General features: G+C 61.8%; 18 protein-coding genes and 1 pseudogene. 9 read left to right on the plus strand and 10 right to left on the minus strand.

Going from position 1 to position 24,246, the window contains the following annotated elements; translation table 11 throughout:
- Nucleotides 1–281: 281 nt before the first annotated feature.
- From GDV60_RS22925 to GDV60_RS22945, 5 genes are all read left to right on the plus strand, one after another.
- Complete coding sequence (locus GDV60_RS22925; RefSeq protein WP_262375158.1) at nucleotides 282–1,034, plus strand: ABC transporter permease; 753 nt, start codon at nucleotides 282–284, stop codon at nucleotides 1,032–1,034.
- A gap of 20 nt (nucleotides 1,035–1,054) precedes the next feature.
- A complete protein-coding gene (locus GDV60_RS22930; protein ID WP_029291956.1) occupies nucleotides 1,055–1,948 on the plus strand; it encodes a glycine betaine ABC transporter substrate-binding protein in 894 nt (297 codons plus the stop codon).
- Nucleotides 1,949–1,961: 13 nt separating this feature from the next.
- Complete coding sequence (locus GDV60_RS22935; protein WP_027604864.1) at nucleotides 1,962–2,615, plus strand: ABC transporter permease; 654 nt, start codon at nucleotides 1,962–1,964, stop codon at nucleotides 2,613–2,615.
- Entirely contained in the window at nucleotides 2,612–3,769 is a 1,158-nt protein-coding gene (locus GDV60_RS22940) for a betaine/proline/choline family ABC transporter ATP-binding protein (protein ID WP_029291958.1), read from the plus strand. Before GDV60_RS22935 ends, GDV60_RS22940 begins: the two co-directional genes overlap by 4 nt.
- A gap of 468 nt (nucleotides 3,770–4,237) precedes the next feature.
- The gene (locus tag GDV60_RS22945) at nucleotides 4,238–5,401 is read left to right on the plus strand and encodes a type III PLP-dependent enzyme (protein WP_032861941.1); all 1,164 of its coding nucleotides are present in this window, start codon (nucleotides 4,238–4,240) and stop codon (nucleotides 5,399–5,401) included.
- Nucleotides 5,402–5,507: 106 nt separating this feature from the next.
- Here the strand turns inward: GDV60_RS22945 and GDV60_RS22950 are convergent, their stop codons facing one another.
- Nucleotides 5,508–6,263: a tetratricopeptide repeat protein gene (locus GDV60_RS22950; protein ID WP_159908833.1), complete on the minus strand. Its 756-nt coding sequence runs from the start codon at nucleotides 6,261–6,263 to the stop codon at nucleotides 5,508–5,510.
- A gap of 2 nt (nucleotides 6,264–6,265) precedes the next feature.
- A complete protein-coding gene (locus GDV60_RS22955) occupies nucleotides 6,266–6,946 on the minus strand; it encodes a Fe2+-dependent dioxygenase (RefSeq protein ID WP_092238343.1) in 681 nt (226 codons plus the stop codon).
- Between the two features lie 216 nt (nucleotides 6,947–7,162).
- On the opposite strand from GDV60_RS22955, the gene GDV60_RS22960 reads away from it, so the two are divergent.
- The gene (locus tag GDV60_RS22960) at nucleotides 7,163–9,451 is read left to right on the plus strand and encodes a TonB-dependent siderophore receptor (protein ID WP_159908835.1); all 2,289 of its coding nucleotides are present in this window, start codon (nucleotides 7,163–7,165) and stop codon (nucleotides 9,449–9,451) included.
- Between the two features lie 136 nt (nucleotides 9,452–9,587).
- Nucleotides 9,588–12,113, plus strand: a complete 2,526-nt coding sequence (locus tag GDV60_RS22965) for a sulfite reductase flavoprotein subunit alpha (protein ID WP_154906597.1) — start codon at nucleotides 9,588–9,590, stop codon at nucleotides 12,111–12,113.
- 213 nt (nucleotides 12,114–12,326) lie between these two features.
- On the opposite strand, the gene GDV60_RS22970 is transcribed toward GDV60_RS22965, so the two are convergent.
- From GDV60_RS22970 to ptsP, 3 genes are read right to left on the minus strand one after another with little or no spacing between them, the layout of a single operon-like run.
- On the minus strand, nucleotides 12,327–14,033 hold the full coding sequence (locus GDV60_RS22970; RefSeq protein ID WP_159908837.1) for a PTS fructose-like transporter subunit IIB: 1,707 nt from the start codon (nucleotides 14,031–14,033) through the stop codon (nucleotides 12,327–12,329).
- Nucleotides 14,034–14,044: 11 nt separating this feature from the next.
- The gene (gene pfkB, locus GDV60_RS22975) at nucleotides 14,045–14,986 is read right to left on the minus strand and encodes a 1-phosphofructokinase (RefSeq protein ID WP_029291966.1); all 942 of its coding nucleotides are present in this window, start codon (nucleotides 14,984–14,986) and stop codon (nucleotides 14,045–14,047) included.
- Nucleotides 14,987–17,845, minus strand: coding sequence for a phosphoenolpyruvate--protein phosphotransferase (ptsP, locus tag GDV60_RS22980; RefSeq protein WP_159908839.1), 2,859 nt, complete (start codon nucleotides 17,843–17,845; stop codon nucleotides 14,987–14,989).
- A gap of 295 nt (nucleotides 17,846–18,140) precedes the next feature.
- Here ptsP and cra point away from each other — a divergent pair, with 295 nt between their 5' ends.
- A complete protein-coding gene (gene cra / locus GDV60_RS22985; RefSeq protein ID WP_070994124.1) occupies nucleotides 18,141–19,136 on the plus strand; it encodes a catabolite repressor/activator in 996 nt (331 codons plus the stop codon).
- Between the two features lie 2 nt (nucleotides 19,137–19,138).
- Nucleotides 19,139–19,942, plus strand: coding sequence for a TatD family hydrolase (locus GDV60_RS22990; RefSeq protein ID WP_159908841.1), 804 nt, complete (start codon nucleotides 19,139–19,141; stop codon nucleotides 19,940–19,942).
- On the opposite strand, the gene GDV60_RS22995 is transcribed toward GDV60_RS22990, so the two are convergent.
- The 5 genes and pseudogenes from GDV60_RS22995 to ampD all read right to left on the minus strand — a co-directional run bounded on the left by GDV60_RS22995 (nucleotide 19,862) and on the right by ampD (nucleotide 24,225).
- Nucleotides 19,862–20,302: a hypothetical protein gene (locus tag GDV60_RS22995; RefSeq protein ID WP_029291972.1), complete on the minus strand. Its 441-nt coding sequence runs from the start codon at nucleotides 20,300–20,302 to the stop codon at nucleotides 19,862–19,864. The genes GDV60_RS22990 and GDV60_RS22995 overlap by 81 nt on opposite strands.
- A 129-nt stretch (nucleotides 20,303–20,431) precedes the next feature.
- Complete coding sequence (locus tag GDV60_RS27215; protein WP_371923834.1) at nucleotides 20,432–21,361, minus strand: methyl-accepting chemotaxis protein; 930 nt, start codon at nucleotides 21,359–21,361, stop codon at nucleotides 20,432–20,434.
- Nucleotides 21,338–22,429, minus strand: a pseudogene (locus tag GDV60_RS27220) (methyl-accepting chemotaxis protein); the annotation flags it as partial. The gene GDV60_RS27215 and the pseudogene GDV60_RS27220, both read right to left, overlap by 24 nt.
- Nucleotides 22,430–22,828: 399 nt before the next feature.
- Nucleotides 22,829–23,665, minus strand: a complete 837-nt coding sequence (gene ampE / locus GDV60_RS23005) for a regulatory signaling modulator protein AmpE (RefSeq protein ID WP_029291976.1) — start codon at nucleotides 23,663–23,665, stop codon at nucleotides 22,829–22,831.
- Nucleotides 23,662–24,225, minus strand: coding sequence for a 1,6-anhydro-N-acetylmuramyl-L-alanine amidase AmpD (gene ampD, locus GDV60_RS23010; RefSeq protein ID WP_029291979.1), 564 nt, complete (start codon nucleotides 24,223–24,225; stop codon nucleotides 23,662–23,664). The genes ampE and ampD overlap by 4 nt, the downstream gene beginning before the upstream one ends.
- Between the last annotated feature and the right edge of the window lie 21 nt (nucleotides 24,226–24,246).

Here is a 24,246-nt window from a genome sequence, read left to right on the forward strand (position 1 = left end):
CAGGTGAGTCAAAAAAGGGCGGCGAGTATAGCGCAAACCCAGGGAGCCAGACCACCGTTCAGCCCATTGGGGGTGGCTAAATGCTGCCAAGTATGGAACCTTTTAAAAGGTAGAGACGTCCACTCCCCTGCTACCGCACTCGTAACAGGGGCTGAAAAATCAGCAAGTTAGCCTGACGAGGCTGCGCTCATGGCTCGATTTGATACCGCGTTGCCGGTATTGGCGAGCTGCTTTTCGCGACCCTATTCGCCGACAGCCAGGAATGGCATTGCCGCTCGGAAATGTGTTCGCCGACAAAAGAAAAAAGGAGTCCGCCTGTGGCTATTCGCTATGGCAAAGGGCTGATAGGAGGAGTGGTTGTCGTCGCTCTCCTGGCCCTGCTGGTCCACTGGATCGGCATCAACACGATCGAACTGTACCGCGACGATTTGTTGTTTTACCTGCAAGCTCATTTGATCCTGGTTCTAGTCTCCATGCTGGCCGCCCTCGTTGTGGGCATCCCCGCCGGTATCCTGCTTAGCCGACCGAACATGGTCGGGCGCGCAGAACGCTTCATGCAGATCTTCAACATCGGCAACACCGTCCCTCCCCTGGCCGTACTGGCCATCGCCCTCGGCGTCCTCGGCATCGGCAGCGGCCCGGCGATCTTCGCCCTGTTCCTCGCCTCCTTGCTGCCCATTGTGCGCAACACCTACGAAGGCCTGAAAAACGTGCAGGGTTCCTTGAAGGAAGCCGCCGTCGGCATCGGCATGACCCCGCGCCAGGTGTTGTTTCGCGTCGAACTGCCCAACGCCGTGCCGATCATCATCGGTGGCGTGCGCGTGGCCCTGGCAATCAACGTCGGCACCGCACCGCTGGCGTTCCTGATTGGTGCCAACAGCCTGGGTAGCCTGATCTTCCCCGGCATCGCCCTGAACAATCAGCCGCAATTGCTGCTCGGCGCCGCGTGTACCGCGCTGCTGGCCTTGCTGCTTGACGGTCTGGTGACCATGGCCAGCCGCCTCTGGCTGGAACGCGGGTTGCGTCCGTCTTAAGGCTGGGTAAAGGAATCGACATGAAAAAATTGAGCTTGATATTAGGCTGCGTCCTGCTGTTTGCAGGCATTGCGCAAGCCGCCGAAAAACCGGTGATCCGCATCGGCGCCCGGGTATTTACCGAGCAGACCCTGCTGGCGGAAATCACCTCCCAGTACCTGCGCACCAAGGGCTATGACACCCGCGTGACCGGCGGCCTGGGCAGCAACCTGGCGCGCAGCGCCCAGGAAAGCGGGCAACTGGACCTGATCTGGGAATACACCGGCGTGTCCCTGGTGGCCTACAACCATGTGGACGAGAAGCTCGACAGCGAACAGTCCTACGCAAGGGTTAAAGAACTCGACGCGAAAAAAGGCCTGGTCTGGCTGTCGCCGTCGAAGTTCAGCAACACCTACGCGCTGGCACTGCCAGAAAACGTGGCCAAGGAATTCCCGCAGGTCAACAGCATCAGCGACCTGACCAAGGCCCTGGCCGAGGACACCAAGGAAAACCGCCTGGTGGCCCTGGACACAGAGTTTGCCAACCGTTCCGACGGCATGGCCGGCATGGTCAAGCTGTACGACATGAACCTCACCCGCAAGAACACCCGGCAGATGGACGCAGGCCTGGTCTACACCGCGCTGCGTAATGGCCAAGTGTTTGCCGGGCTGGTGTACACCACTGACGGACGCCTCAACGCCTTCAAGTTGAAGCTGCTGGAAGACGATCTGCATTACTTCCCGGACTACACCGCAGCGCCTGTGGTGCGTCAGGTGTATCTGGATGCTCACCCGCAACTGGCCGCCGACCTCAAGCCACTGGCGGCGCTGTTCGACGATGAAACCATGCGCCAGCTGAACGCGCGGGTCGACGTCGACCATGAAAGCCCATCCGCCGTTGCCGCTGATTTCCTGCGCCAGCACCCACTCAACTAAAAGAGGAGAAGACATGGAATTCCTGAACGCCTTTTCCCATCTTGATTGGGCCCAAGTCCTGCACCTGACCTGGCAGCACATCACCCTGGTCGGTATCGCCGTGATCCTCGCGATTGTCGTAGGCGTGCCCCTGGGCGTGCTGATGACCCGCTTCCCGACCCTGGCCGGCCCGTTGCAGGCCAGCGCCACCGTGCTGCTGACCGTGCCGTCGATTGCGCTGTTCGGCCTGCTGCTGCCGTTCTACTCCAAGTTCGGCCAGGGCCTGGGGCCGATGCCGGCGATCACCGCGGTGTTCCTCTACTCGCTGCTGCCGATCATGCGTAACACCTACCTGGCCCTGACCGGCGTCGAACCGGGTATCCGCGAAGCCGCCAAAGGCATCGGCATGACCTTCGGCCAGCGCCTGCGCATGGTCGAGCTGCCCATCGCCGTGCCGGTGATCCTCGCCGGCGTGCGCACCGCCGTCGTGATGAACATCGGTGTGATGACCATTGCCGCCACCATCGGTGCCGGTGGTCTGGGTGTACTTATTCTGGCTTCCATCAGCCGCAGCGACATGTCGATGCTGATCGTTGGCGCCGTGTTGGTCAGTCTCCTGGCCATCTTCGCCGACCTGCTTCTGCAATGGCTGCAACGCTCGCTGACTCCAAAAGGATTGCTCAAATGATCGAACTTCAAAACCTGTCCAAGACCTTCCAAAGCAACGGCAAGACTGTCACCGCCGTCAACGATGTAAGCCTGACCGTCAATGAAGGCGAGATTTGCGTATTCCTCGGCCCCTCGGGCTGTGGCAAGAGCACCACGCTGAAAATGATCAACCGCCTGATCAAGCCCACCTCGGGCAAGATCCTGATCAACGGCGAAGACACCACCGACCTCGACGAAGTGACCCTGCGCCGCAACATCGGCTACGTGATCCAGCAGATCGGCCTGTTCCCCAACATGACCATCGAGGAAAACATCGTGGTCGTGCCCAAGCTGCTGGGCTGGGACAAGCAGAAATGCCACGACCGCGCCCGCGAGTTGATGAGCATGATCAAGCTCGAACCCAAGCAGTACCTGCACCGCTACCCGCGCGAACTGTCGGGCGGCCAGCAACAGCGGATCGGCGTGATCCGTGCCCTGGCGGCCGACGCACCGCTGCTGCTAATGGATGAGCCGTTCGGCGCGGTCGACCCGATCAACCGCGAGATGATCCAGAACGAGTTCTTCGAGATGCAACGCGCGCTGAACAAGACCGTGATCATGGTCAGCCACGACATCGACGAAGCAATCAAGCTGGGCGACAAGATCGCCATCTTCCGCGCCGGCAAGCTGTTGCAGATCGACCATCCGGACACCCTGCTGGCCCATCCTGCCGACGAGTTTGTCAGCAACTTTGTCGGCCAGGACAGCACCCTCAAGCGCCTGCTGCTGGTCAAGGCCGAAGACGCGGCGGACAACGCCCCGTCGGTCAGCCCGGAAACCCCGGTAGCCGATGCCCTGGAATTGATGGACGAGCATGACCGCCGCTATGTGGTGGTCACTTGCGCCGAGAACAAGGCGCTGGGGTATGTACGACGTCGCGACCTGCATCGTCAGACTGGTACCTGCGCCCAATACCTGCGCGAATTCAACGCCACCGCAGCGTTTGACGAGCACTTGCGCATCCTGTTGTCACGCATGTACGAGTTCAACCGCTCGTGGCTGCCGGTGATGGATGCCGAGCGGGTGTTTTTGGGTGAAGTGACCCAGGAGTCGATTGCCGAGTACCTGAGCTCCGGCAAGTCCCGTGGGGGCAAGACCAGTATCGTGTCGCCTGCCGAGACTGCGCTGGCCTGACACCACTCGGTCAAAATTGTGGGAGCGGGCTTGCTCGCGAAAGCGGCGTGTCAGTCACTCAATGGGCTGCTGACCCACCGCCTTCGCGAGCAAGCCCGCTCCCACATTTAGTTCTGCTGGGTGTCAGGAAATAGCCTGATTCCTCCTCTCTGGGGAACATCAATCCGTCACACCGGTCGGTTACATAAGTAGCTGCACTGCGCCTCGCGACGAACGCGTGCAAAAACGCGACATTTTTAGTTGATCTCAAGCCCCTCACGCCCTAAAGTTCGCGCCGAACGTCCATGCTGGAAACGATCCATCCGGCTCAAGTACTGACGACGAGACAGCAAGGCCAAGGGAAGCTTATCCCATGGCCTTTTTGCTTTCGGCGACATGCCTTGGGAAGTAGGCGAACCAAAGTGGGGATACGGAGGACGTTCATTTGCACCCATTGTTAATTTCAGTTTGCCCTTAGGAGTTCCCAGCATGTCGATCAATGTCGAAGACTATTTCGCGCGCGCCACGTTTGACAAAATGAAGGCGTTCGCCGACAAGCAAGAAACCCCGTTCGTGGTGATCGACACCGCGATGATCAGCCAGGCCTACGACGACCTGCGCGCCGGTTTCGAATTCGCCAAGGTGTACTACGCCGTCAAGGCCAACCCTGCCGTCGAGATCATCGACCTGTTGAAAGACAAGGGCTCGAGCTTCGACATCGCCTCGATCTACGAGCTGGACAAGGTCATGGACCGTGGCGTCAGCGCCGATCGTATCAGCTACGGCAACACCATCAAGAAATCCAAGGACATCCGCTACTTCTACGAGAAAGGCGTGCGCCTGTTCTCCACCGACTCCGAAGCCGACCTGCGCAACATCGCCAAGGCCGCGCCGGGTTCGAAAGTGTATGTGCGTATCCTCACCGAAGGCTCGACCACGGCTGACTGGCCTTTGTCGCGCAAATTCGGCTGCCAGACCGACATGGCCATGGACCTGCTGATCCTCGCCCGCGACCTGGGCCTGGTGCCCTACGGCATCTCGTTCCACGTCGGCTCGCAACAACGTGATATCAGCGTGTGGGACGCAGCCATCGCCAAGGTCAAGGTGATCTTCGAGCGCTTGAAAGAAGAAGACGGCATCCACCTCAAGCTGATCAACATGGGTGGCGGCTTCCCGGCCAACTACATCACCCGTACCAACAGCCTGGAAACCTACGCCGAGGAAATCATCCGCTTCCTCAAGGAAGACTTCGGTGACGAACTGCCGGAAATCATCCTGGAGCCAGGCCGTTCGTTGATCGCCAACGCCGGGATCCTGGTCAGTGAAGTGGTGTTGGTTGCACGTAAATCGCGCACCGCCGTCGAGCGTTGGGTGTACACGGATGTGGGCAAGTTCTCCGGCCTGATCGAAACCATGGACGAAGCCATCAAGTTCCCGATCTGGACCGAGAAAAAAGGCGAGATGGAAGAAGTGGTCATCGCCGGTCCTACCTGCGATAGCGCCGATATCATGTACGAAAACTACAAGTACGGCCTGCCGCTGAACCTGGCCATTGGTGATCGCCTGTACTGGTTGTCCACCGGTGCGTACACCACCAGTTACAGCGCAGTTGAATTCAACGGTTTCCCACCGCTGAAATCCTTCTACGTCTAACACCGGCCCACTGTAGGAGCGAGCTCGCTCGCGAAGAACCCGAGGACGACGCGTTCACTCTGAATGAGCGCGTTATCGTTAGCGATCTTCGCGAGCAAGCTCGCTCCTACAGGGTTTCAAGCTGCGCCTCACGTTGTTGGTAGGCGACGGCCATGGCGCGAATCTGCGGATCATGCGCCGCAGCCAGCGCTTGCTGCGCCACCCGCAAGAACTTCAGGTTCCCACCCTCCAGCGCCTTGTGCAGCCACTCCAGCGCCGCTTCGACCAGGCCTTGGTCTGCCAACACAGCCGCATAACTGAACTGCCCGCGAAAATCCCCACCTTCAGCCGAGCGGCGATACCAATCACGCGCTGCGGGCACATCTTGGGCGCAGAACTGCCCTTCTTCCAGATAACGCCCCACCAGGTTCATCGACTTGGCGTGCCCTAGGCCAGCAGCCTGGCGGTAACAGGCCAATGCCTGTTGTTGGTCCTGCGTCACGCCGCGCCCGGTGGCCAGCAGGTTGGCGTAGTTGTACAACCCCCAATCCAACCCGGCGTGTGCGGCCAGACGATACTCCCCGGCAGCCGCCCGCTCATCGGCGACGCAACCCCAGCCATGTTCAAGGCAACGCCCCAGCATATTGCGCGCCATCAGGTGGCCGCCCCGTGCGGCTATCTGGAACCAGCGCAGGGCCAGTGCTTCGTCGCGTTCGATACCGCGCCCTTCCAGGAGGATTTGCCCCAGTAGCGCCTGGGCATCGAGCACGCCCTCCTTCGCCGCCATCAGGATCGCCTGGGCCGCACGGGCCGGTGATTCGTCGAGCATCGCGCGCAATTGTTCGCCGTCGAGAACTTCTGCGCGGCGCAAGTGAAAAGCCATGTTCAGACCTCGACCCAACGACGCAACAGGTTGTGATAGGTGCCGGTGAGCTGGATCAGCGCCGGGTGGTCCGGCACATCGCGGGTCAGCTGTTGGATCGCGCCGTCCATTTCGAACAGCAACGTGCGCTGGCTGTCTTCACGCACCAGGCTTTGGGTCCAGAAAAACGAGGCATAGCGCGCGCCACGGGTCACGGCGTTGACTTTGTGCAGGCTGGAGCCGGGGTACAAGACCATATCACCGGCGGGCAGCTTGACCCGCTGCAGGCCGAAGGTGTCCTGGATCTCCAGTTCGCCGCCGTCGTATTCATCCGGGTCGCTGAAAAACAGCGTGGAGGACAGGTCGGTACGCACCCGCTCCGGGCTGCCCTTGGGCTGGCGCACGGCGTTATCGATATGGAAGTCGAAGCTGCCACCGGCGGTATAGCAATTGAGCAATGGCGGGAAGACTTTATGCGGCAAGGCCGCCGACATGAATTGCGGGTTTTGCCACAGGCGATCGAGCATGGCTGCGCCGATTTCCTTGGCCAGTGGATGGCCCTCCGGCAATTGCAGGTTGTGCTTGGCCTTGGCCGACTGGTGCCCGGCGGTGATTTTGCCATCAGCCCAGTCCGCCTGCTCCAGGGCTTCGCGGATGCGCAGCACCTCTTCGCGGGAGAACAGGCCGGGAATATGCAGCAGCATGAGGCGTTACCTGAGAGCAGAGGGGCGCCAATGGTATTGATTACTATTGACGCTGTAAAACCCTGATCCGACGGGCAGACGTATGAGCCGTAAAAAACCGTAACCCCAGAAGTGTAAATTTTGTAAATTGAGCGCAAATAGCAATGCATCTCAATTGCTATGCATAATTGTTTACAATATATTTCGCGCCCTAACATCCTTGGGGTAGGGAATTTCATGTCGCGCCACATTACAAAAACACCAAACAGTTCACCGCGCTTGCTGGCCTCGGCCATTGGCGTGGCCATCAGCGCCAGCTCCGTCGCCCATATGGCGCAAGCGGCCGAAGAGACCGAACAAAAAGGCGAGCGCAACAGTATTTCCCTCGGTGCCACCAGCATCACCGGCCAGGAACAGGACGCAACGTCGTACCAGACCGAAAAAGCGTCTTCGCAGAAATACACCGCGCCACTGGTGGACACTCCCCGTTCCGTCACCGTGGTGCCGGCGCAGGTACTCAAGGACACCGCCGCGACCTCGCTGCAAGATGCTTTGCGCACCGTACCGGGTATTACCTTTGGTGCCGGTGAAGGCGGCAACCCCCAGGGCGACCGCCCGTTTATCCGCGGCTTCGATGCCCAGGGCGATACCTACCTGGACGGCGTGCGTGATACCGGCGGCCAGAGCCGGGAAATTTTCGATATCGAGTCCATCGAAGTCAGCAAAGGCCCCAACTCCTCGTTCGGCGGTCGCGGTTCGGCCGGTGGCAGCCTCAACCTGGTAAGCAAGACCCCACAAGCGCGGGACTTCCTCAATGGCGGCTTTACCTACGGTTCCGACCAGACTCGTCGCTATGCACTCGACGTCAACCGCCAGTTCCTCGATAACGCCGCGTTCCGCCTGAACCTGATGAGCCACGAACAGAACGTGGCCGGCCGCGACGCCGTCAATTACGACCGTTGGGGCGTGGCACCGTCGCTGACCTTTGGCCTGGGCACTCCGACCCGCGTCAACCTCAGCTACTACCACATGGAAAGCAACGACCTGCCGGATTCGGGCATTCCCTACGGTTACAGCAGCAGCGCGTCAAATGCCGCCCACGTACATGACAAACCCACCGACAGCGGCGACAGCAGCAACTTCTACGGCCTCAAGGATCGGGACTTTCGCAAGACCCGCGCCGATATCAGTACGTTCTCCATCGAGCACGATCTGAACGACAACATGACGATCAAGAACACCCTGCGCCACGGCAGCACCGGCCAGGACTACGTGCTCACTCAGCCGGACGACAGCCAGCACAACGTCAACCAGTTCGGCACCGTCTGGCGCCGGGCCAACAGCCGCGTGTCCACTACCACGACCACCACCAACCAGACTGATCTGTTTGGCAATTTCCAGGCCCTGGGCTTCAAGCACAGCTACTCTACCGGCCTGGAATTTACCGGTGAAGAAACCCGCGTCAGCGGCTATACCGTCAGTCCAAACGCCAACCCGGTCTGCACGGTGGCCGGTGGCGGCAAGGGTGGTCAGTGCACATCGTTGAGCAACCCGAACCCGGACGATGCCTGGACCGGCAGCGTCGCCCGCAACTACCTGGGCACCAACACCAAGGCCACCAGCCGCGCCGCCTACGTGTTCGACACCATTGAGCTTGATCCGCAATGGCTGCTGAACGTCGGCCTGCGCTACGACACCTTCGATACCGAAGCCAACAGCAACGCAGCCACCGGCCGTACCAAGCTCAAGGACGATAGCCAGTTCTTCAACTGGCAAGCCGGCCTGGTCTGGAAGCCGATGGAAAACGGCAGCATCTACACCTCCTATGCCACTTCGGCCTCGCCTGCTGGCGGCCTGGTGGGTGAAGGTGTCGATTCCAACGCCATCCCGACTGGCATCAACACCAGCGACATGAAGCCGGAAGAAACCGTCAACTACGAACTGGGCACCAAGTGGGACCTGTTCCACGACCGCCTGTCCCTGACCGCAGCGGTGTTCCGCACCGAGAAGAAAAACGCGCGCATCCTGGTGAACTCCAACACCTATGAGAACGCTGGCGAGTCCCGCGTCGACGGCCTGGAGTTGTCGGCCAGCGGCAAGCTCACCGAGCAGTGGCAAGTGTTCGCCGGCTACAGCTACCTGAAAAGCGAGCTGGTAGACCCGGGCAAAAACGGCAACCGCCAGGGCGTCGTCACTGCCGGCTCCAACAAAGGCAACGAAATGCCCAACACGCCGAAGAACTCGTTCAGCCTGTGGACAACGTATGACATCACCTCGAAGCTGACCGTCGGCGGCGGCGCGTTCTATGTGGACGACGTCTACGGCGACGCGGGCAATACCGTCTACGTACCGTCCTACACCCGCTACGACGCCATGGCCAGCTACAAGCTGACCAAGAACGTCGACCTGCAATTGAACGTGCAGAACCTGACCGACAAGACCTACTACGACAAGGCCTACGGCGCGCATTTCGCCAACCAGGCAGCCGGTCGTACAGCGCTGTTGACCACCAGCTTCCACTTCTAAGCGGCTGGACGTTTCACGCAAAAGCCCCGCGCATCGGATGCCTGGGGCTTTTGTATGTAAAAAAGAATCTTTCTCGACAACTCACGGCATAATGCGCGCCGTAAAATTCCTATCCAGCTCAGCGAGGCCGTCCGACGTGTTGAAGAAGACCCTATTCCAGTTGCACTGGTTTTTCGGCATTACCGCCGGGCTGGTGTTGGCATTGATGGGGATTACCGGGGCTGCGTACTCGTTCCAGGATGAGATCCTGCGGGCGCTCAACCCGACGGTACTGACCGTGGAGAAGCAACCTGCCGGTGTGCTGCCGCCCGCCGAACTGGTGCGCAAACTCGAAACCACCGAAGGCAAGACCGTGTCCATGCTGTGGGTGGAAAGCGAAAGCGGCAACGCCGCCCGCGTCTTCTTCACGCCGCCAGCGGGCGAACGCCGGGGGCAGATGCGCTACTTCGACCCGTACACCGGCGACTACCTGGGCGACGCCGTCGGCCAGGATTTTTTCGGCTTGATGTTGCAACTGCACCGCTTCCTGGCCATCGGTGATACCGGCCGGCAAATCACCGGTGCCTGTACGCTGATCCTGATTTTCTTCTGCCTCTCTGGCCTGTACCTGCGCTGGCCGCGCCAGGTAGCGAGCTGGCGCGCCTGGTTGACCCTGGACTGGCGCAAGAAAGGCCGCAGCTTCAACTGGGACCTGCACTCGGTGTTCGGCACGTGGTGCTTGCTGTTCTATCTGTTGGCGGCGCTCACCGGCCTGTACTGGTCCTACGAGTGGTACAGCAAAGGCCTGACCCGATTGTTGTCCGATGCCCCGCAAAACGAGCGAGTGCGCAACCGTGGCCCAGCGCCTGCGGGGCCCGCTCCCGTCGCCAACTACGACGCCATCTGGAGCAGCATCTACAGCACCGCCGGCCCGCACTTGAGCGCCTACAACATTCGTATGCCAGCTGTCGCCGGGCAACCGGCCACGGTCTACTACCTGTTGCAGAGTTCTCCCCATGACCGCGCGTTGAACCAGATCAACCTGGACCCGGCCACCGGCGTGGTCAAAAGCGTCGAGCGCTATGCCGACAAAAGCCTCAAGGCGCAGTTGCTGACCAGCATCTATGCGCTGCATGTGGGCAGTTATTTCGGCCTGGCGGGGCGGATCATCCTCACCGTCACTTCGCTGTGCATGCCGCTGTTCTTTATTACCGGCTGGCTGCTGTACCTCGACCGCCGTCGCAAAAAGCGCCAGGTGCGCGATGCCCGCAAAAGCCTGGGCAGCAACCGCAGTGATGCACCCGCGTGGCTGATCGGTTTCGCCAGCCAGAGCGGCTTTGCCGAACAGCTTGCCTGGCAGACCGCCGGCCAATTGCAGGCCGCCGGGTTGCCGGTCAAGGTGCGATCCCTGGGCAGCGTCAGCGAAGAGGACTTGCGCCAGTCGGAACATGCACTATTTGTAGTCAGTACCTTCGGCGACGGCGAAGCACCAGACAGCGCACGCGGCTTCGAACGCAGCGTGCTGGGCGGCGACCTCAGTCTCAAGGGCCTGAACTATTCAGTGCTGGCCCTGGGCGATCGTCAATACCAACACTTCTGCGGCTTTGCCCGGCGCCTGCACTTCTGGCTGACCAACCAGGGCGGCAACGCCTTGTTCGCCCCGGTCGAGGTCGACAGCGGCGACGAAGAAGCCCTGCTGCACTGGCAACAACAACTGGGCCAGATCACCGGCCACGCACCGGCAGCTGCATGGGCCAGCGCCAGCTACGAGAACTGGACCTTGAGCCAGCGCACCCTGCTCAACCCTGACAGCAGCGGCTCGGGTGTCTACCTGTTGGGGCTCAACCCGCCCGCACCACGCGACTGGCTGGCCGGCGACCTGGTGGAAGTCGTGCCGCGCAATTGTCCGTGGGCCGTCGAACATTTCCTCGATGGCCTGGGCATTGCCGGCACGGACGAAGTACTGATCGATGGCTTGGCGCGCCCCTTGGAACAGGTACTTGCCGGCCGTCAGCTGCCGGACAATCGCGTACACCTGGTCGGCCTGCATGCGCGCGCCCTGGTGGACGCACTGGTGCCGTTGGCCATGCGCGAATACTCCATCGCCTCGATTGCCAGCGATGGCGTGCTGGAATTGATCGTGCGCCAGGAGCGTCATAGCGACGGCAGCCTGGGCCTGGCATCCGGCTGGCTGACCGAGCACGCACCACTGGGTTCGGCGATCAGCCTGCGTGTACGGCGCAACAGCGGTTTCCACCTTCCAGTCGACCCAGTGCCGATGATTCTGCTGGGCAACGGCACCGGCCTGGCGGGCTTGCGCAGCTTGCTCAAGGCACGCATCGCCGACGGCCAGCAACGTAACTGGCTGCTGTTTGGCGAACGCAACATCGCCCATGACTACCACTGCCAGGACGAGCTGCAAGGCTGGCTGGCCAGTGGCGACCTGGCGTTACTGGACCTGGCGTTTTCGCGGGACCAGGCAGAGAAGGTCTACGTTCAGGATCGCCTGCGCGAATCCGCCGATGTGCTGCGTAAATGGCTGGCCGATGGCGCGGTGATTTATGTATGCGGGAGTTTGCAGGGCATGGCGGCGGGGGTCGATCAGGTGTTGGTGGAGGTCCTGGGAAGTGAAGCCGTGGAACGGCTGATCGAACAGGGCCGTTACCGCCGGGATGTCTACTGACAAAAATGATGGTTCCAGCTGGCTTGCCAGCGATGAGCATAAGTATCTACACAACATCCAGAAACTGACGCCCCCCCCCGTGGCGAGCGGGCTTGCCACGGGGGGCGTCAGTTTCTGAAAGTGGTGTAGATACCGATGCAGCGACGAGGCCCTTGAGCCTTGCATCAACCTCGCGGCCGCCATCGCCGGCAAGCCGGCTTCTACGGGGGTTAGTTAGGCGACTGCCAGTTCGACGGCCTCGGGGCGCTTGATCACGGCGTATACCAACCCGGTGAGCACGCTGCCGGCAACGATCGCCGCCAGATACAGCAGCGCATGGTTGATCGTGTTCGGGATCAGCATCACAAACAGCCCGCCATGGGGTGCCATCAACTTGCAGCCGAAGTACATCGACAAGGCACCGGTCAATGCGCCACCCGCGATGCTGGCCGGGATAACACGCAGCGGGTCCTTGGCAGCGAACGGGATGGCGCCTTCCGAGATAAAGCACATGCCCAGGATCAACGCGGCCTTGCCGGCTTCGCGTTCGGTCTGGGCAAACTTGCGCCGGGCCAGAAACGTAGCGATAGCCATGCCAATCGGCGGCACCATGCCCGCCGCCATGGTGGCGGCCATCGGCGCGCCGCTCTGGGAGGCCAGCAGGCCGACGGAGAACGCGTAAGCCGCCTTGTTGATCGGCCCGCCGAGGTCGGCGCACATCATCCCGCCCAACAAGATACCCAGCAGCACCGCATTGGTGGTGCCCATGGTGCTGAGGAAGTCGGTCAGGCCAGCCAGCATTTGCGCCACGGGCGGGCCGATCAGGTAGATCATCGCCAGGCCGGTGAACAGGCTCGCCAGTAACGGGATGATCAGGATCGGCTTGAGCGACTCCAGGCTTTGCGGCAACGGCACCATACGGGTGATCAGCTTGACGCTGTAGCCAGCGAGAAAACCGGCGAAGATCCCGCCGATAAACCCTGCGCCCAGGGTACTGGCCAACAGCCCGCCGATCATCCCCGGCGCGAGCCCCGGACGGTCGGCGATCGAGTAGGCGATGTAGCCGGCGAGCAGCGGCACCATCAGGGTGAAGGCGTGGTCGCCGACCGCCCTGAGGGCCGCCGCCAAGGTGCCGGGCTGCTCGTAAGCGTGGATACCGAACACGTAGGACAGGGCAATCAACAAGCCCCCCGCCACCACCATCGGCAACATGAACGACACCCCGGTCAGCAGGTGTTTGTAGACCCCGGTTTTCTCCGTCTTGGCTACCGCGCCACTGGCGGCGCTTTCCTGCTGGGCCTCGGCCAGGGCTTTATCGAGGATCGCGGCGGATTGCTTGAGCGCGATGCCGGTGCCGCAACGGTAGATTTTCTTGCCGGCAAAGCGCTCCGTGGCCACTTCGATATCGGCGGCCAGCAGCACCACATCGGCATCGCGAATGGCTTGCTCGCTCAAGGGTGTACGTGCGCCCACCGAGCCCTGGGTTTCCACCTGCAGGTCATAGCCCTTGGCCTTGGCGGCCTGCTGCAATGCCTCGGCGGCCATAAAGGTGTGGGCCACGCCGGTAGGGCAGGCCGTGATGGCGACAATGCGCGGTGCGTTTTTTACGGTCGGCACGCTGGCGCTGGCAACGTACAACTGGGCTTCTTGCGCGCCCCGTTGCAGCACCGCTTCAACGTCCTGCAACGCCTGGGCCGGGGTGCTCTGATACACGCGTTTGCCGACAAAGCGCTGCATGTCCACGGGCGTGCTGGCGACCAGCAACACCCACTCGGCCGCGTCAATTGTGGCCTGGGAAAGTGCGCGCTCGGGGTGGTTCGCATCCACCACTTCGACGCTGGTGCTCCAGCCCTGGCGTTGCGCGGCGGCGTCCAGCAAGCGGGCGCACAGCACACTGGTGACCATGCCGTTGGGGCAGGCAGTAACAATGGCTAATTTCATCACAAACCCTCTTATTGTTCTGTCAGCGGGCGTACGTGCACGCCGCTTTCCAGACGCGCCAGTTGCGCGTCGTCGCTGATGCCGAATCCGATCTGCGTGACCGCCATGGCGGCAATCGCGGTGGCGCGGCGCAGGGTCTGCTCGGGCGCTTCGCCGCTGAGCAGGCCGTGCAGCATGCCCGCCAGCAAGGAGTCGCCGGCACCCACGGTACTGGCGACGCTGACCTTGGGCGGCGTGGCGTGCAACGCTGCGTTGGGGCTGAACCAGTTCACACCGTCGGCCCCGTGGGACACCACCACATGCTCCACGCCTTGGGCGTGCAAATGCGCAGCCGCGCGGGCTTGTTGGGCGATGGTTTGCGTGGGGCAGTCGAGCGCTTCAGCGAGTTCTTCAGTGTTGGGTTTGATCAACCACGGCGCGGCTTTCAAGCCAGCACGCAGCGCTTGGCCACTGGTGTCCAGGGCGACTTTCAAACCGAGGTCTTTGAGCGTCTCCAGCAAACCCTGGAACCACTGCGGGCTGACGCCCCGCGGCAAGCTGCCGGCGACCACCACCGCATCGAACTCGGGGCCGATCACCGCGATCAGCTTGAGCAATTGCGCTTGCGCTTTTTCGCTCACCAGCGGCCCCGGTGCATTGATATCGGTGACCCGACCATCCTGCTCGGCAATCTTGATATTGCTGCGGGTTTCGCCCGGCACACGAATAAACGCATCGCCAAACCCGCGGCTGGCGATCAGGGCCTCGAAAGCCTCGGGGTTTTGCGCGCCGAGAAATCCACCGACGCTCACGTAATGGCCCAAATCAGCCAACACCTGCGCCACGTTCACGCCCTTGCCGGCGGCATGGGTCAGCAGGGTTTCGCTGCGGTTGACCTCACCCGGTTCCAGGCACGCCAAACGCACCGTCAGGTCCAACGCCGGGTTCAGCGTCAGGGTCAGAATCTTCGCCATTTACACGGCCTCCAGAAGCGTACGCACTTGGGCAGGGGAGCCCATCGCCAGTGCTTGCTGCGCCAGGCCCCGGGCCTCGCTCAGACTGAATTCACGCACCCGGGCCTTGACCTCGGGAATACTGCGCGCCGACACACTCAACTCATCCACACCCAGGCCCACCAGCACCGGCACCGCCAGCGGATCCGCTGCCAACTCACCGCACACACCCACCCATTTGCCATGGGCATGGGCCGCACGCACCGTGATGTCGATCAGTTGCAACACCGCCGGGTGCAGGCCGTCAGCCTGGGCCGACAGGGTTGGGTGACCACGGTCGATCGCCAAGGTGTACTGGGTCAGGTCATTGGTGCCGATGCTGAAAAAGTCCACTTCCTGGGCCAATACCGGCGCCAGCAACGCCGCCGAGGGCACTTCGATCATGATCCCCAATTGCAGGTCCGCCACCGGGATCTGCTCGCGCAAACGTTCGGTCATGTCCCGGGCCTGGCGCCATTCATCGACGCTGCCGACCATGGGAAACATGATGCGCAGCGGGCGACCGTCCGCCGAGCGCAACAGCGCGCGCAGTTGCGCTTCCATGATCTGTGGGCGTTGCAGGGTCAGGCGGATGCCCCGCACACCGAGGAACGGGTTTTCTTCCTTGGCAATCGGCCAGTAAGGCAGCGGCTTGTCACCGCCCACATCCAGGGTGCGCACCACCAGCGGACGGCCGGCCAGGCCGTCGAGCACACGGCGGTATTCGGCTTCCTGGGTGGCTTCGTCCGGGGCCTGGGAATGGGCCATGAAAATCAACTCGGTACGCAGCAGGCCAATACCCTCGGCGCCCTGCTCGACGGCGCCAGCCACACCGACGCTTTCGCCGATATTGGCGAACACTTCCACAGCATGCCCGTCACGGGTCAAGGCCGGTTCATGGCGCTGTGCGGCAGCGGCCTGCAGCCGTTGCTCGCGGGTATCGCGCTCCTGGATGGCGCGCTGCAAAGTGCTGGCATCGGCCTCCACATGCAGGCGCCCACGCTGGCCGTCGAGCAATAAAGGCGTGCCCGAGGCCAGCAGCAACACCGCCGGCCCGGCGCCGACCAGCGCCGGGATCCCCAGGGCGCGGGCGACGATGGCGCTGTGGGCCGTAGCACCACCGCGTGCGGTAAGAATCCCGGCCACCCGCACCGGATCGAGGCGCGCCACATCCGATGGGCCAACTTCATCCATCACCAGAATGTAGGGCTCGTCGGGTTCCTGTGGGGTTTGGACACCACACAGTTGCGCCAGCACACGCCGGCCGATATCCCGCAGGTCGGCGGCGCGTTCGGCGAGCAACGCGTCCTGCAAGGACTCCTGCTGTTTGGCGGCGGCTTCGATCACACTCATCCACGCGGCTTCGGCGCTTTCGCCCTGTTTGAGCCGGGTGTCGACTTCGTCGGTCAGTTCCGGGTCGTCGAGCATTTCCTGGTGGGTGATGAAAATCTCGCGGATCGCCTTGGACGTGCTGCGCTCGATCAAACCCTGGATATCAGCGCGCACCTCGCGCAACCCCGCGGATAAACGCTCGCGCTCGGCACTGGCCGACTCGCCGCGCAGTGGATAGTCAAAAGGCTGCAACACCTGGATATGGGCCGGGCCGATGGCAATCCCGGGGGCGGCGGCGATGGCCTGGATCAGGCTGCCGGAAGCGGGCGCGCGCAATGGCGGCTCGCTCTCGACCTCTTCGACCCGCGCACTGACGGCCGGCAGAGGCTCAACCTCTTCGCCCAGGCCGGCTTGTACTGCCGCCAACAACGCCGGCAGGGCGTCGTCGGCAATGCCGGGCTCGGCGACAAATTCCAGCACCTGACCGCGCCGGGCGCCGAGGCTGAGCAGTTTGCTCAAGCTCTTGACCGACACGGCACCGCCCTGCCCGTCCACGATCCGCACGCGGATCTCACCGTCGAAGCTCTTCGCCAGTTGGGCCAGGGCCTTGGCCGGCCGCGCATGCAGGCCATGGGCGTTGGCCAGGGCGATCCGGGCGCTGGGCCAGTCGGCGGGCAATTCGCCACCCAGCACTTCGAGAACCGCGCGGCTGCTGGTGGCACGTCCCAGTTCCTGGCCGCGCCCTTCAATCAGCAAGGCGCACAGGCGCTCGAGCAATGCCTGATGAGCTTCGCCGAGGCTGGCCAGGCAAAACAGGCCGCTCAAGGGTTGGCCCAGGTAGCGCATGGGCTTGTCCGGGGTGACGAAGGCCAGGCCCGGACGCTTGACCGTTTGTTCACTGTGCAACCACCACAGGCCATCGCCCAGGGGCAGTGCATCGACTTGCTGTAGCACCGCCGCGAAGCCATTGCTCACACAGTCGGCCTGGCGCAGCAGGCGGGCGCCGCGCCACACCAGCTCTTCAAAATCGTCGGCGGATACGCCCAGGCCGATCATCTGGGCATCCAGCGCCAACTCCTGGGGCGCGCCTTGCAGCAGTTTGAGCAGTGCATCGGCCGAGGTGGCGCGGCACAACGCCTGGCCCAGGTCGGTTTCACCGAGGGCGCGGGTCAGCAGTTGCAGCAGGCGCAGGTGTTCGTCGGATTTGGCGGCAATGCCAATCGCCAGGTAGACGATCTGGCCATCGCCCCAATCCACACCTTGGGGAAACTGCAACAGGCGCACGCCGGTGGCGAACACCTGGTCGCGGGTTTCGGGGGTGCCGTGGGGGATCGCAATACCTTGGCCGAGGAAGGTCGAGCCTTGCGCTTCACGGGCTTGCAGGCCGCTCAGGTAGCCTTCGGCGACCAGGCCGTCGGCCACCAGTTTTTCGGCGAGCAGTTGCAAGGCAGCAGACTTATCCACAGCCACCTGGCCCATGGATATCTGCTCTACGGTGAGCTCAAGCATGCCTTTCTCCTAGTTAGTGCGGTGTGCGCACTAGGTATTGTTTTGAATAAATCAGCGCAAATCTGTTCATGAAAAACTGACTGAGCAGTCAATTGGCAGTGACTACTCAGCAGCGAACATCGTAAAAATACCCTTGCTGAAACGTTTAATCTAGATTTTCTGGCAGATTACTGGGTAATTCTGCATTCTTGAATGCACCACTCGGCACTTGAGTTGCGACAATGGTCGCCTGCAGTAATCGGTTACGATTGGACAAAATGTCGGGGCAAGCTCTAAAAAACAAGGAAATCCCGGTTTGAAACTCAGTGATATCGCACGTATAGCCGGTGTGTCCGTGACCACCGCCAGCTACGTCATCAATGGCAAGGCCGAACAGCAACGGATCAGCAGCGCCACCGTCGAACGGGTGCGCGCGGTGGTCGAGGAGCATGGCTTTACCCCCAATCCCCAGGCCGCCGGGTTGCGCAGCCGACACACGCGCACCTTGGGTTTTATCCTGCCGGACCTGGAAAACCCCAGTTACGCACGGATCGCCAAGCTGTTGGAACAAGGCGCACGGGCCCGTGGCTATCAGTTGCTGATCGCCAGTTCCGACGATGATGCCAACAGCGAGCGCCAGTTGCTGCAACTGTTCCGCGCGCGACGTTGCGATGCCCTGTTCGTCGCCAGTTGCCTGCCCGCCAGCGATGACAGTTATCGCGAGCTGCAAGCCAAGGGCCTGCCGGTGATCGCCATCGACCGGGTGATGGCGCCTGAGCAGTTCTGCTCGGTGGTCAGCGATGACCGCCAGGCCTGCCAGCAATTGACCAGCAGCCTGCTGCAACCGCTGCCCCGGCAGATCGCATTGATCGGCGCCCACCCCGAATTGAGCATCAGCCAGGAACGTGCGGCAGGTTTCCAGCAAGCCCTGCACGACTTCAAGGGCGATATTCTGATCGAGCATGGCGACGCCTTCAGCCGCGACTGTGGCCGCCAGTTGATGGAAGAACTCCTGCAACGCCTGGGGCATTTACCCGATGCGCTGGTGACCACTTCCTACGTGCTACTGCAAGGTGTGTTTGATGCGCTGCATGACTTCCCGCTCAAGTCCCGATCGCTACGCCTCGGCACTTTCGGTGACACCCAATTACTGGACTTCCTGCCGTTGCCAGTCAACGCCATGGCCCAGCAACATGCGCTGATCGCCGACACGGCCCTGCGCCTGGCACTGGCGGCGATTGAAGAGCAGCACTACCAGCCGGGTGTGCATGCCATCGGCCGGACTTTCAAGCAGCGGATTCACGAGATATAGGCATGGAGCTGGTCGACAGCCACACCCACCTCGACTTCGAGGACTTCGACGCAGATCGCGACGAGGTGCTCAAGCACAGCCGTCAGCTCGGCGTGCGGCGCATGGTGGTGTTGGGGGTGTACCAGCGTAATTGGCAACGGTTATGGGACCTGACCCAACAGGACCCGCACTTGTACGGGGCATTTGGCCTGCATCCGGTGTACCTGGATGAGCATCGCCCCACAGACCTGGTCGAACTGGGGGATTGGCTGACACGCCTCAAGGGGCATCGCCAGCTGTGCGCCGTTGGCGAGATCGGCCTGGATTACTTTCTCGAGCACCTGGACCGCGAGCGCCAGCAAGTCCTGTTTGAAGCCCAACTGCAGTTGGCCGTGGACTTCCAACTGCCGGCGCTGTTGCATGTGCGGCGCAGCCACGCGGCCGTCATCGCCAGCCTCAAGCGCATCCGCTTACCCCGGGGCGGGATCATCCATGCCTTCGCCGGCAGCCGCGAAGAAGCCCGCGAATACATCAAGCTGGGGTTCAAGCTGGGCCTGGGCGGCGCGCCGACCTGGCCCCAGGCTTTGCGCATGCACAAGGTCATCGCCCAACTGCCGCTGGAATCAGTGGTGCTGGAAACCGACTCGCCGGATATGGCGCCCGCCATGTACCCCGGCCAACGCAACAGCCCGCAGCACCTGCCGGCCATCTGCACTGCCCTGGCCGAGCGGATGGGCATCAGCCCTTCAGCGTTGGCCGAAGCGAGCACCCGCAACGCCTGCGAACTGTTCAACTGGCCGCTCGATGATGGGGTTGACCGCCTGTAGCGTCAGGGTCATGCGATGCCGATGGCGGGCGTGGCGCAGGGTCAGGAAGTGAATCAGGATCGCCACCAGCGACACGTTCAGTTGCCCGACCCTGCTGATCAAGCCGACCCACTCGACCACCAGGGCCACCAATAAAGCCACGCAGGTCAACACGAGCATGCTGGGGCGCAGCAAAGCCAGGTTGTCCAGGGACTTCAACTGGCGCAGTTGCCGGGGGCAATTGAGCTGCAGGACTTTGTGGCAATACGGACAATCAAAAGGCTCGTTCAGAGCAATGGCATTGAGCTGCCAGGGCTTGAGTGCAAAGGTGATATCGCAATGGGCGCAATGCCCTTTCACGCCAAGGGTAGTCTCGGTCATGGCCCTGCCTCCCGGGAGCGCTGGATGGGGTGTGAAACAAATTCTCACCCAATCTCGTTGCGAGAGAAGCTCACGCGGGAAAACAGGACATGCACCACACATCCAACAGACAAAGCCTACGTATGCGTCCTACACGCGAAATGCACCGATCAGCTTTTTCAGTTCAATCACCTGCAGGGACAGTTGCCGGCTGGCCTCTTCGGTCTGGTGCGCGCCCTGGGCCGCGTGCTCGCCAGCCCGATTGATCTCGACAATATTCTGGTCAATGTCGTGGGCCACGGCCGTCTGTTGCTCCACCGCCGCGGCGATTTGCTGGTTCTGATCGACGATCATGCCTACCGCGCCCAGGATGTTCTCCAGAGCCATCTGGACTTTTTCCGACTGGCCGACCGTACCGCTGGCCATTTTATGGCTACTGCCCATGGCCTTCACGGCCGCGCCGACGCCTTGGTGCAGCTTGGCGATCATTTGCTCGATTTCTTCGGTGGAGTGCTGGGTGCGCCGGGCCAGGGTGCGCACCTCATCGGCCACCACCGCAAACCCGCGCCCTTGCTCACCCGCCCGCGCCGCCTCGATGGCCGCGTTCAACGCCAGCAGGTTGGTTTGTTCGGCAATGCTCTTGATCACCTCCAGCACGCTGCTGATGGATTGGCTGTCGATGGCCAATTGATTGATCACCAGCACTGACTGGTCGATCTCCGACGCCAGTTGCGCGATGCTGCCCTGCTGGGATTGCACCAGGCCACGCCCGCTGAGGGTTTCATCGTTGACGCTATGGGCACTGCTGACAGCCGCCGCCGCACTGCGCGCCACTTCGTGGGCGGTCGCCGACATCTGGTTCATGGCCGTGGCCACCTGTTCGATCTGACTGCGCTGGCCCGACACCGCCTGGTTGCTGCGCGCCGAAACCGACTCCACTTGCCCGGCCTGATGCTCGACTTCCTGGACGGTCTGCCCTACCCGTTCGATCAGGTCGTGGATTTTGGCCACGGTGCCATTGAACACTTCACCCAACTCACCCAGCTCGTCGCGGCTCTGGGACTTGAAGCTGACCGTCATATCCCCGGCGGCGACCTTATCCATCATCGCCCCCAGGCGGCGCAGGGTAGTGCGCGTCGAGGCATAGAAGCCGCCGTACAAATAGAAGATCAACAAAAACACCGCCGCCAGCGCCGCCACCAGCAGCACCATGTGCGTACGGTTCTGGGCCAGGCGTTGTTGCAATTGCTGGTCGAGGAAGGACAGGGTCGCGTCGTCCAGTTGGTAGGTCTTGGCCATCAAGGCAGTCACTTGATCATAGAAAGCCTGCCACGGCGTCTCCAGGGTTTCGGCCATCACTACCTGTTCCTCGAACAGTTCGCTGCCCTGCTTGAGACTGGCCTGGCTGGCTTGGGCCAGAGCGTCCAGGGAACCATGGGCGGCCTTGCTGGAGCCCAGGGCGTCCTGCACTTTCAGGCCGTATTCCGCCTGGAGCTTCTCCAATTGCTGCAGCAGTTCATCAAAGCGCGTGCTGGACGATGAGTTGAGAAAACCCTGGCCCAGGGAGTACGCGCCCATGGCCCGGCCCTCGCCCAAGGTCTGGGTGACTTGCGGGGTGACGCTGGTCACCAGTTCGCTGAGTTGGCGCACATCGCCCTGCACATCACGGCTCAACCCCGACTGGCTGGCGATGATCTGGCTGAACATCTGCGCCTTGTTGAGCAACTTGCCGATCAGCGCACTTTTGCTCAACAACGAGGATTCGCTTTGCTGGACCTTGAAGGCCGCGATCATCTCGTCGCGCTTGCCCTCGAACACCGCGACCTGCTCAGGGTCGACCGTCATCGCCTGGAAGCCTTGCAGGCGTTCAAGGACACGCTGTTCCAGTGCGCTGATCTGGCTTTCGATATCGCCCGCCTTGCCCGCCTGGCCGAGGGTGGCGTTGATTTGCACCTGATTGTTCAGGGTTTCCAGGTCGCGGCGCAGGATCAGGCTGCTGCCCAGTAGGTCCAGGCTCCGCAACTCAACCTGGGTGCCCTGGAACTCACGCCAGGAATCCCGGACCAGGTAATAGTTGGTCACCAGCATCGGCAGGAAAAACAACACACTGATCAGGCTGAACTTCATGCCGAAGCTCAGGCGATTCATCAACGCGATGGCGGGATAGAGCAAGCTCTTCACAGATGAACTCCCTTTTCTTTTATTTTTATTGAAGGCGCAGGGCAGCGGCAGAAAGCCACTATTGGGCGCGCTGTCTGTATAGCTTAAATCGGCGGGGAGTTTTGTAACTTAAGGTTAACGCGATCGGCGGAGCTTAGCCGCCAACTGATTTTTTGAAGCCACAACAGATTCTCTGTGGGAGCGGGCTTGCCCTAATTGCCAGTCAGTTAAGCGGTCATCGCCTTCTGTAGGAGCGAGCTTGTCTCCGGGCGGCGTTCCGACGAAAAACGTCAACGATAACGCGTGCTTACTGAATGAACGCGGCGCCTGTAAGTTTTTCGTCGGAACGCCGCCCGGAGACAAGCTCGCTCCTACAAAGGGCGCTTCTCAGGGCAAAACAGTCCAGATCGCAAACCCGGCATACCACAACACTGCAGCGCGCAGCAGCAGTTCCCACAAGCGATCCAGGCTGTTGATGCCTTCGGCACCGACCACCGGCGCCGGAATCTCGCCGGCCACCAGGCCAACCTTTTCCACCAGTTGCGCTGCACTGATATCCCAGTTCAGCAGCTCATGCAGCATCACCCGGCTGACCGCGACAAAGTTGCCCACCAAGGCAAAACTCGCCGCAAGCAACCGCACCGGCAACCAGTCGAACGCGTGGCGCAATTGCCCGGCACGCTCGGCCACTAATGGGTTCTGACTGTGTTCACTGGCCAGCGCCAGCAAGCGGTAAGCCAGTGCCACCACCGGGCCGAGGAGGAAGTACCAGAAAATCACCGCAAAAAAGCTCTGGTAGGCTTGCCACAGCAAATGCCCCTGGACCCGCTCCAGCAGTTGCTCGCCGCTGTCGGCGCCAATGGCCAGGTCACGTTCGGCAACATGTTCAGCCGCTTGCAGGTCACCCCGGCGCCAGGCATCGCGGAACGGTCCCAACTGGCCGAGCAGATCACCGCGCCCCAGGCTGTAGATCACCACCAGCAAATGCACCGGCAGCGCCAGCAAGCCATAAGCCACCGGTTCCAGGACCAGCAACAACAGCCCCAGCAGCGCCACCGGCAGCAACACCAGCAGCGCCAGGATCAACCAGGGCTGCTTGCCCAACCGAGCGCTCGACTCAAGCCGGGCCAGTTCGCGCAGCCAACCGCCATCGCGCTGCACCCGCTGACGCAAGGCCGAGAACTTCTCGATCCATACCGCCAGCACCAACACCAGGAAACTCATTGTGCATGTCCTCCATCCTGCAAGGCGCCACGAAAACGCGCCCAATCAAAAGCCGGTCCAGGATCGGTCTTGCGTCCTGGGGCGATGTCACTATGACCGCAAATGCGCTGGAGCGTGATGCCCGGGTAGGCGACCAGCAATTGGCGGCTCAGTTCGATCAAGGATTGGTACTGGGCATCGGTAAAGGGCTGGTCGTCGGTCCCTTCCAGCTCGATGCCCAGGGAAAAGTCATTGCAGGTTTCGCGCCCCTCGAAACAGGAGACACCCGCATGCCAGGCTCGGTCCTGACAGGAAACAAATTGCGTCACCGCACCCTCACGCTCAATCAGAAAATGCGCGGATACCCGTAGGTCAGCGATGCCTGCAAAGTAGGGATGTTCCGTGACATCCAGGCGATTCTGGAAAAACTCTTGCACTTTACCCGTGGCGAACTGGGCCGGTGGCAAGCTGATGTTATGCACCACCAACAGGGAAATCTCGCCGTTTGGGCGTTCATTGAAGTTGGGCGACGGGCAATGGGCAATGCCCTGGCACCAACCGCTGGTGGGGTCCAACTGCATACAGGTTCCTTGCGCAAGACT

The organism is Pseudomonas sp. DTU12.1, from assembly GCF_009873475.1.
Taxonomy (GTDB): Bacteria; Pseudomonadota; Gammaproteobacteria; order Pseudomonadales; family Pseudomonadaceae; genus Aquipseudomonas; species Aquipseudomonas proteolytica.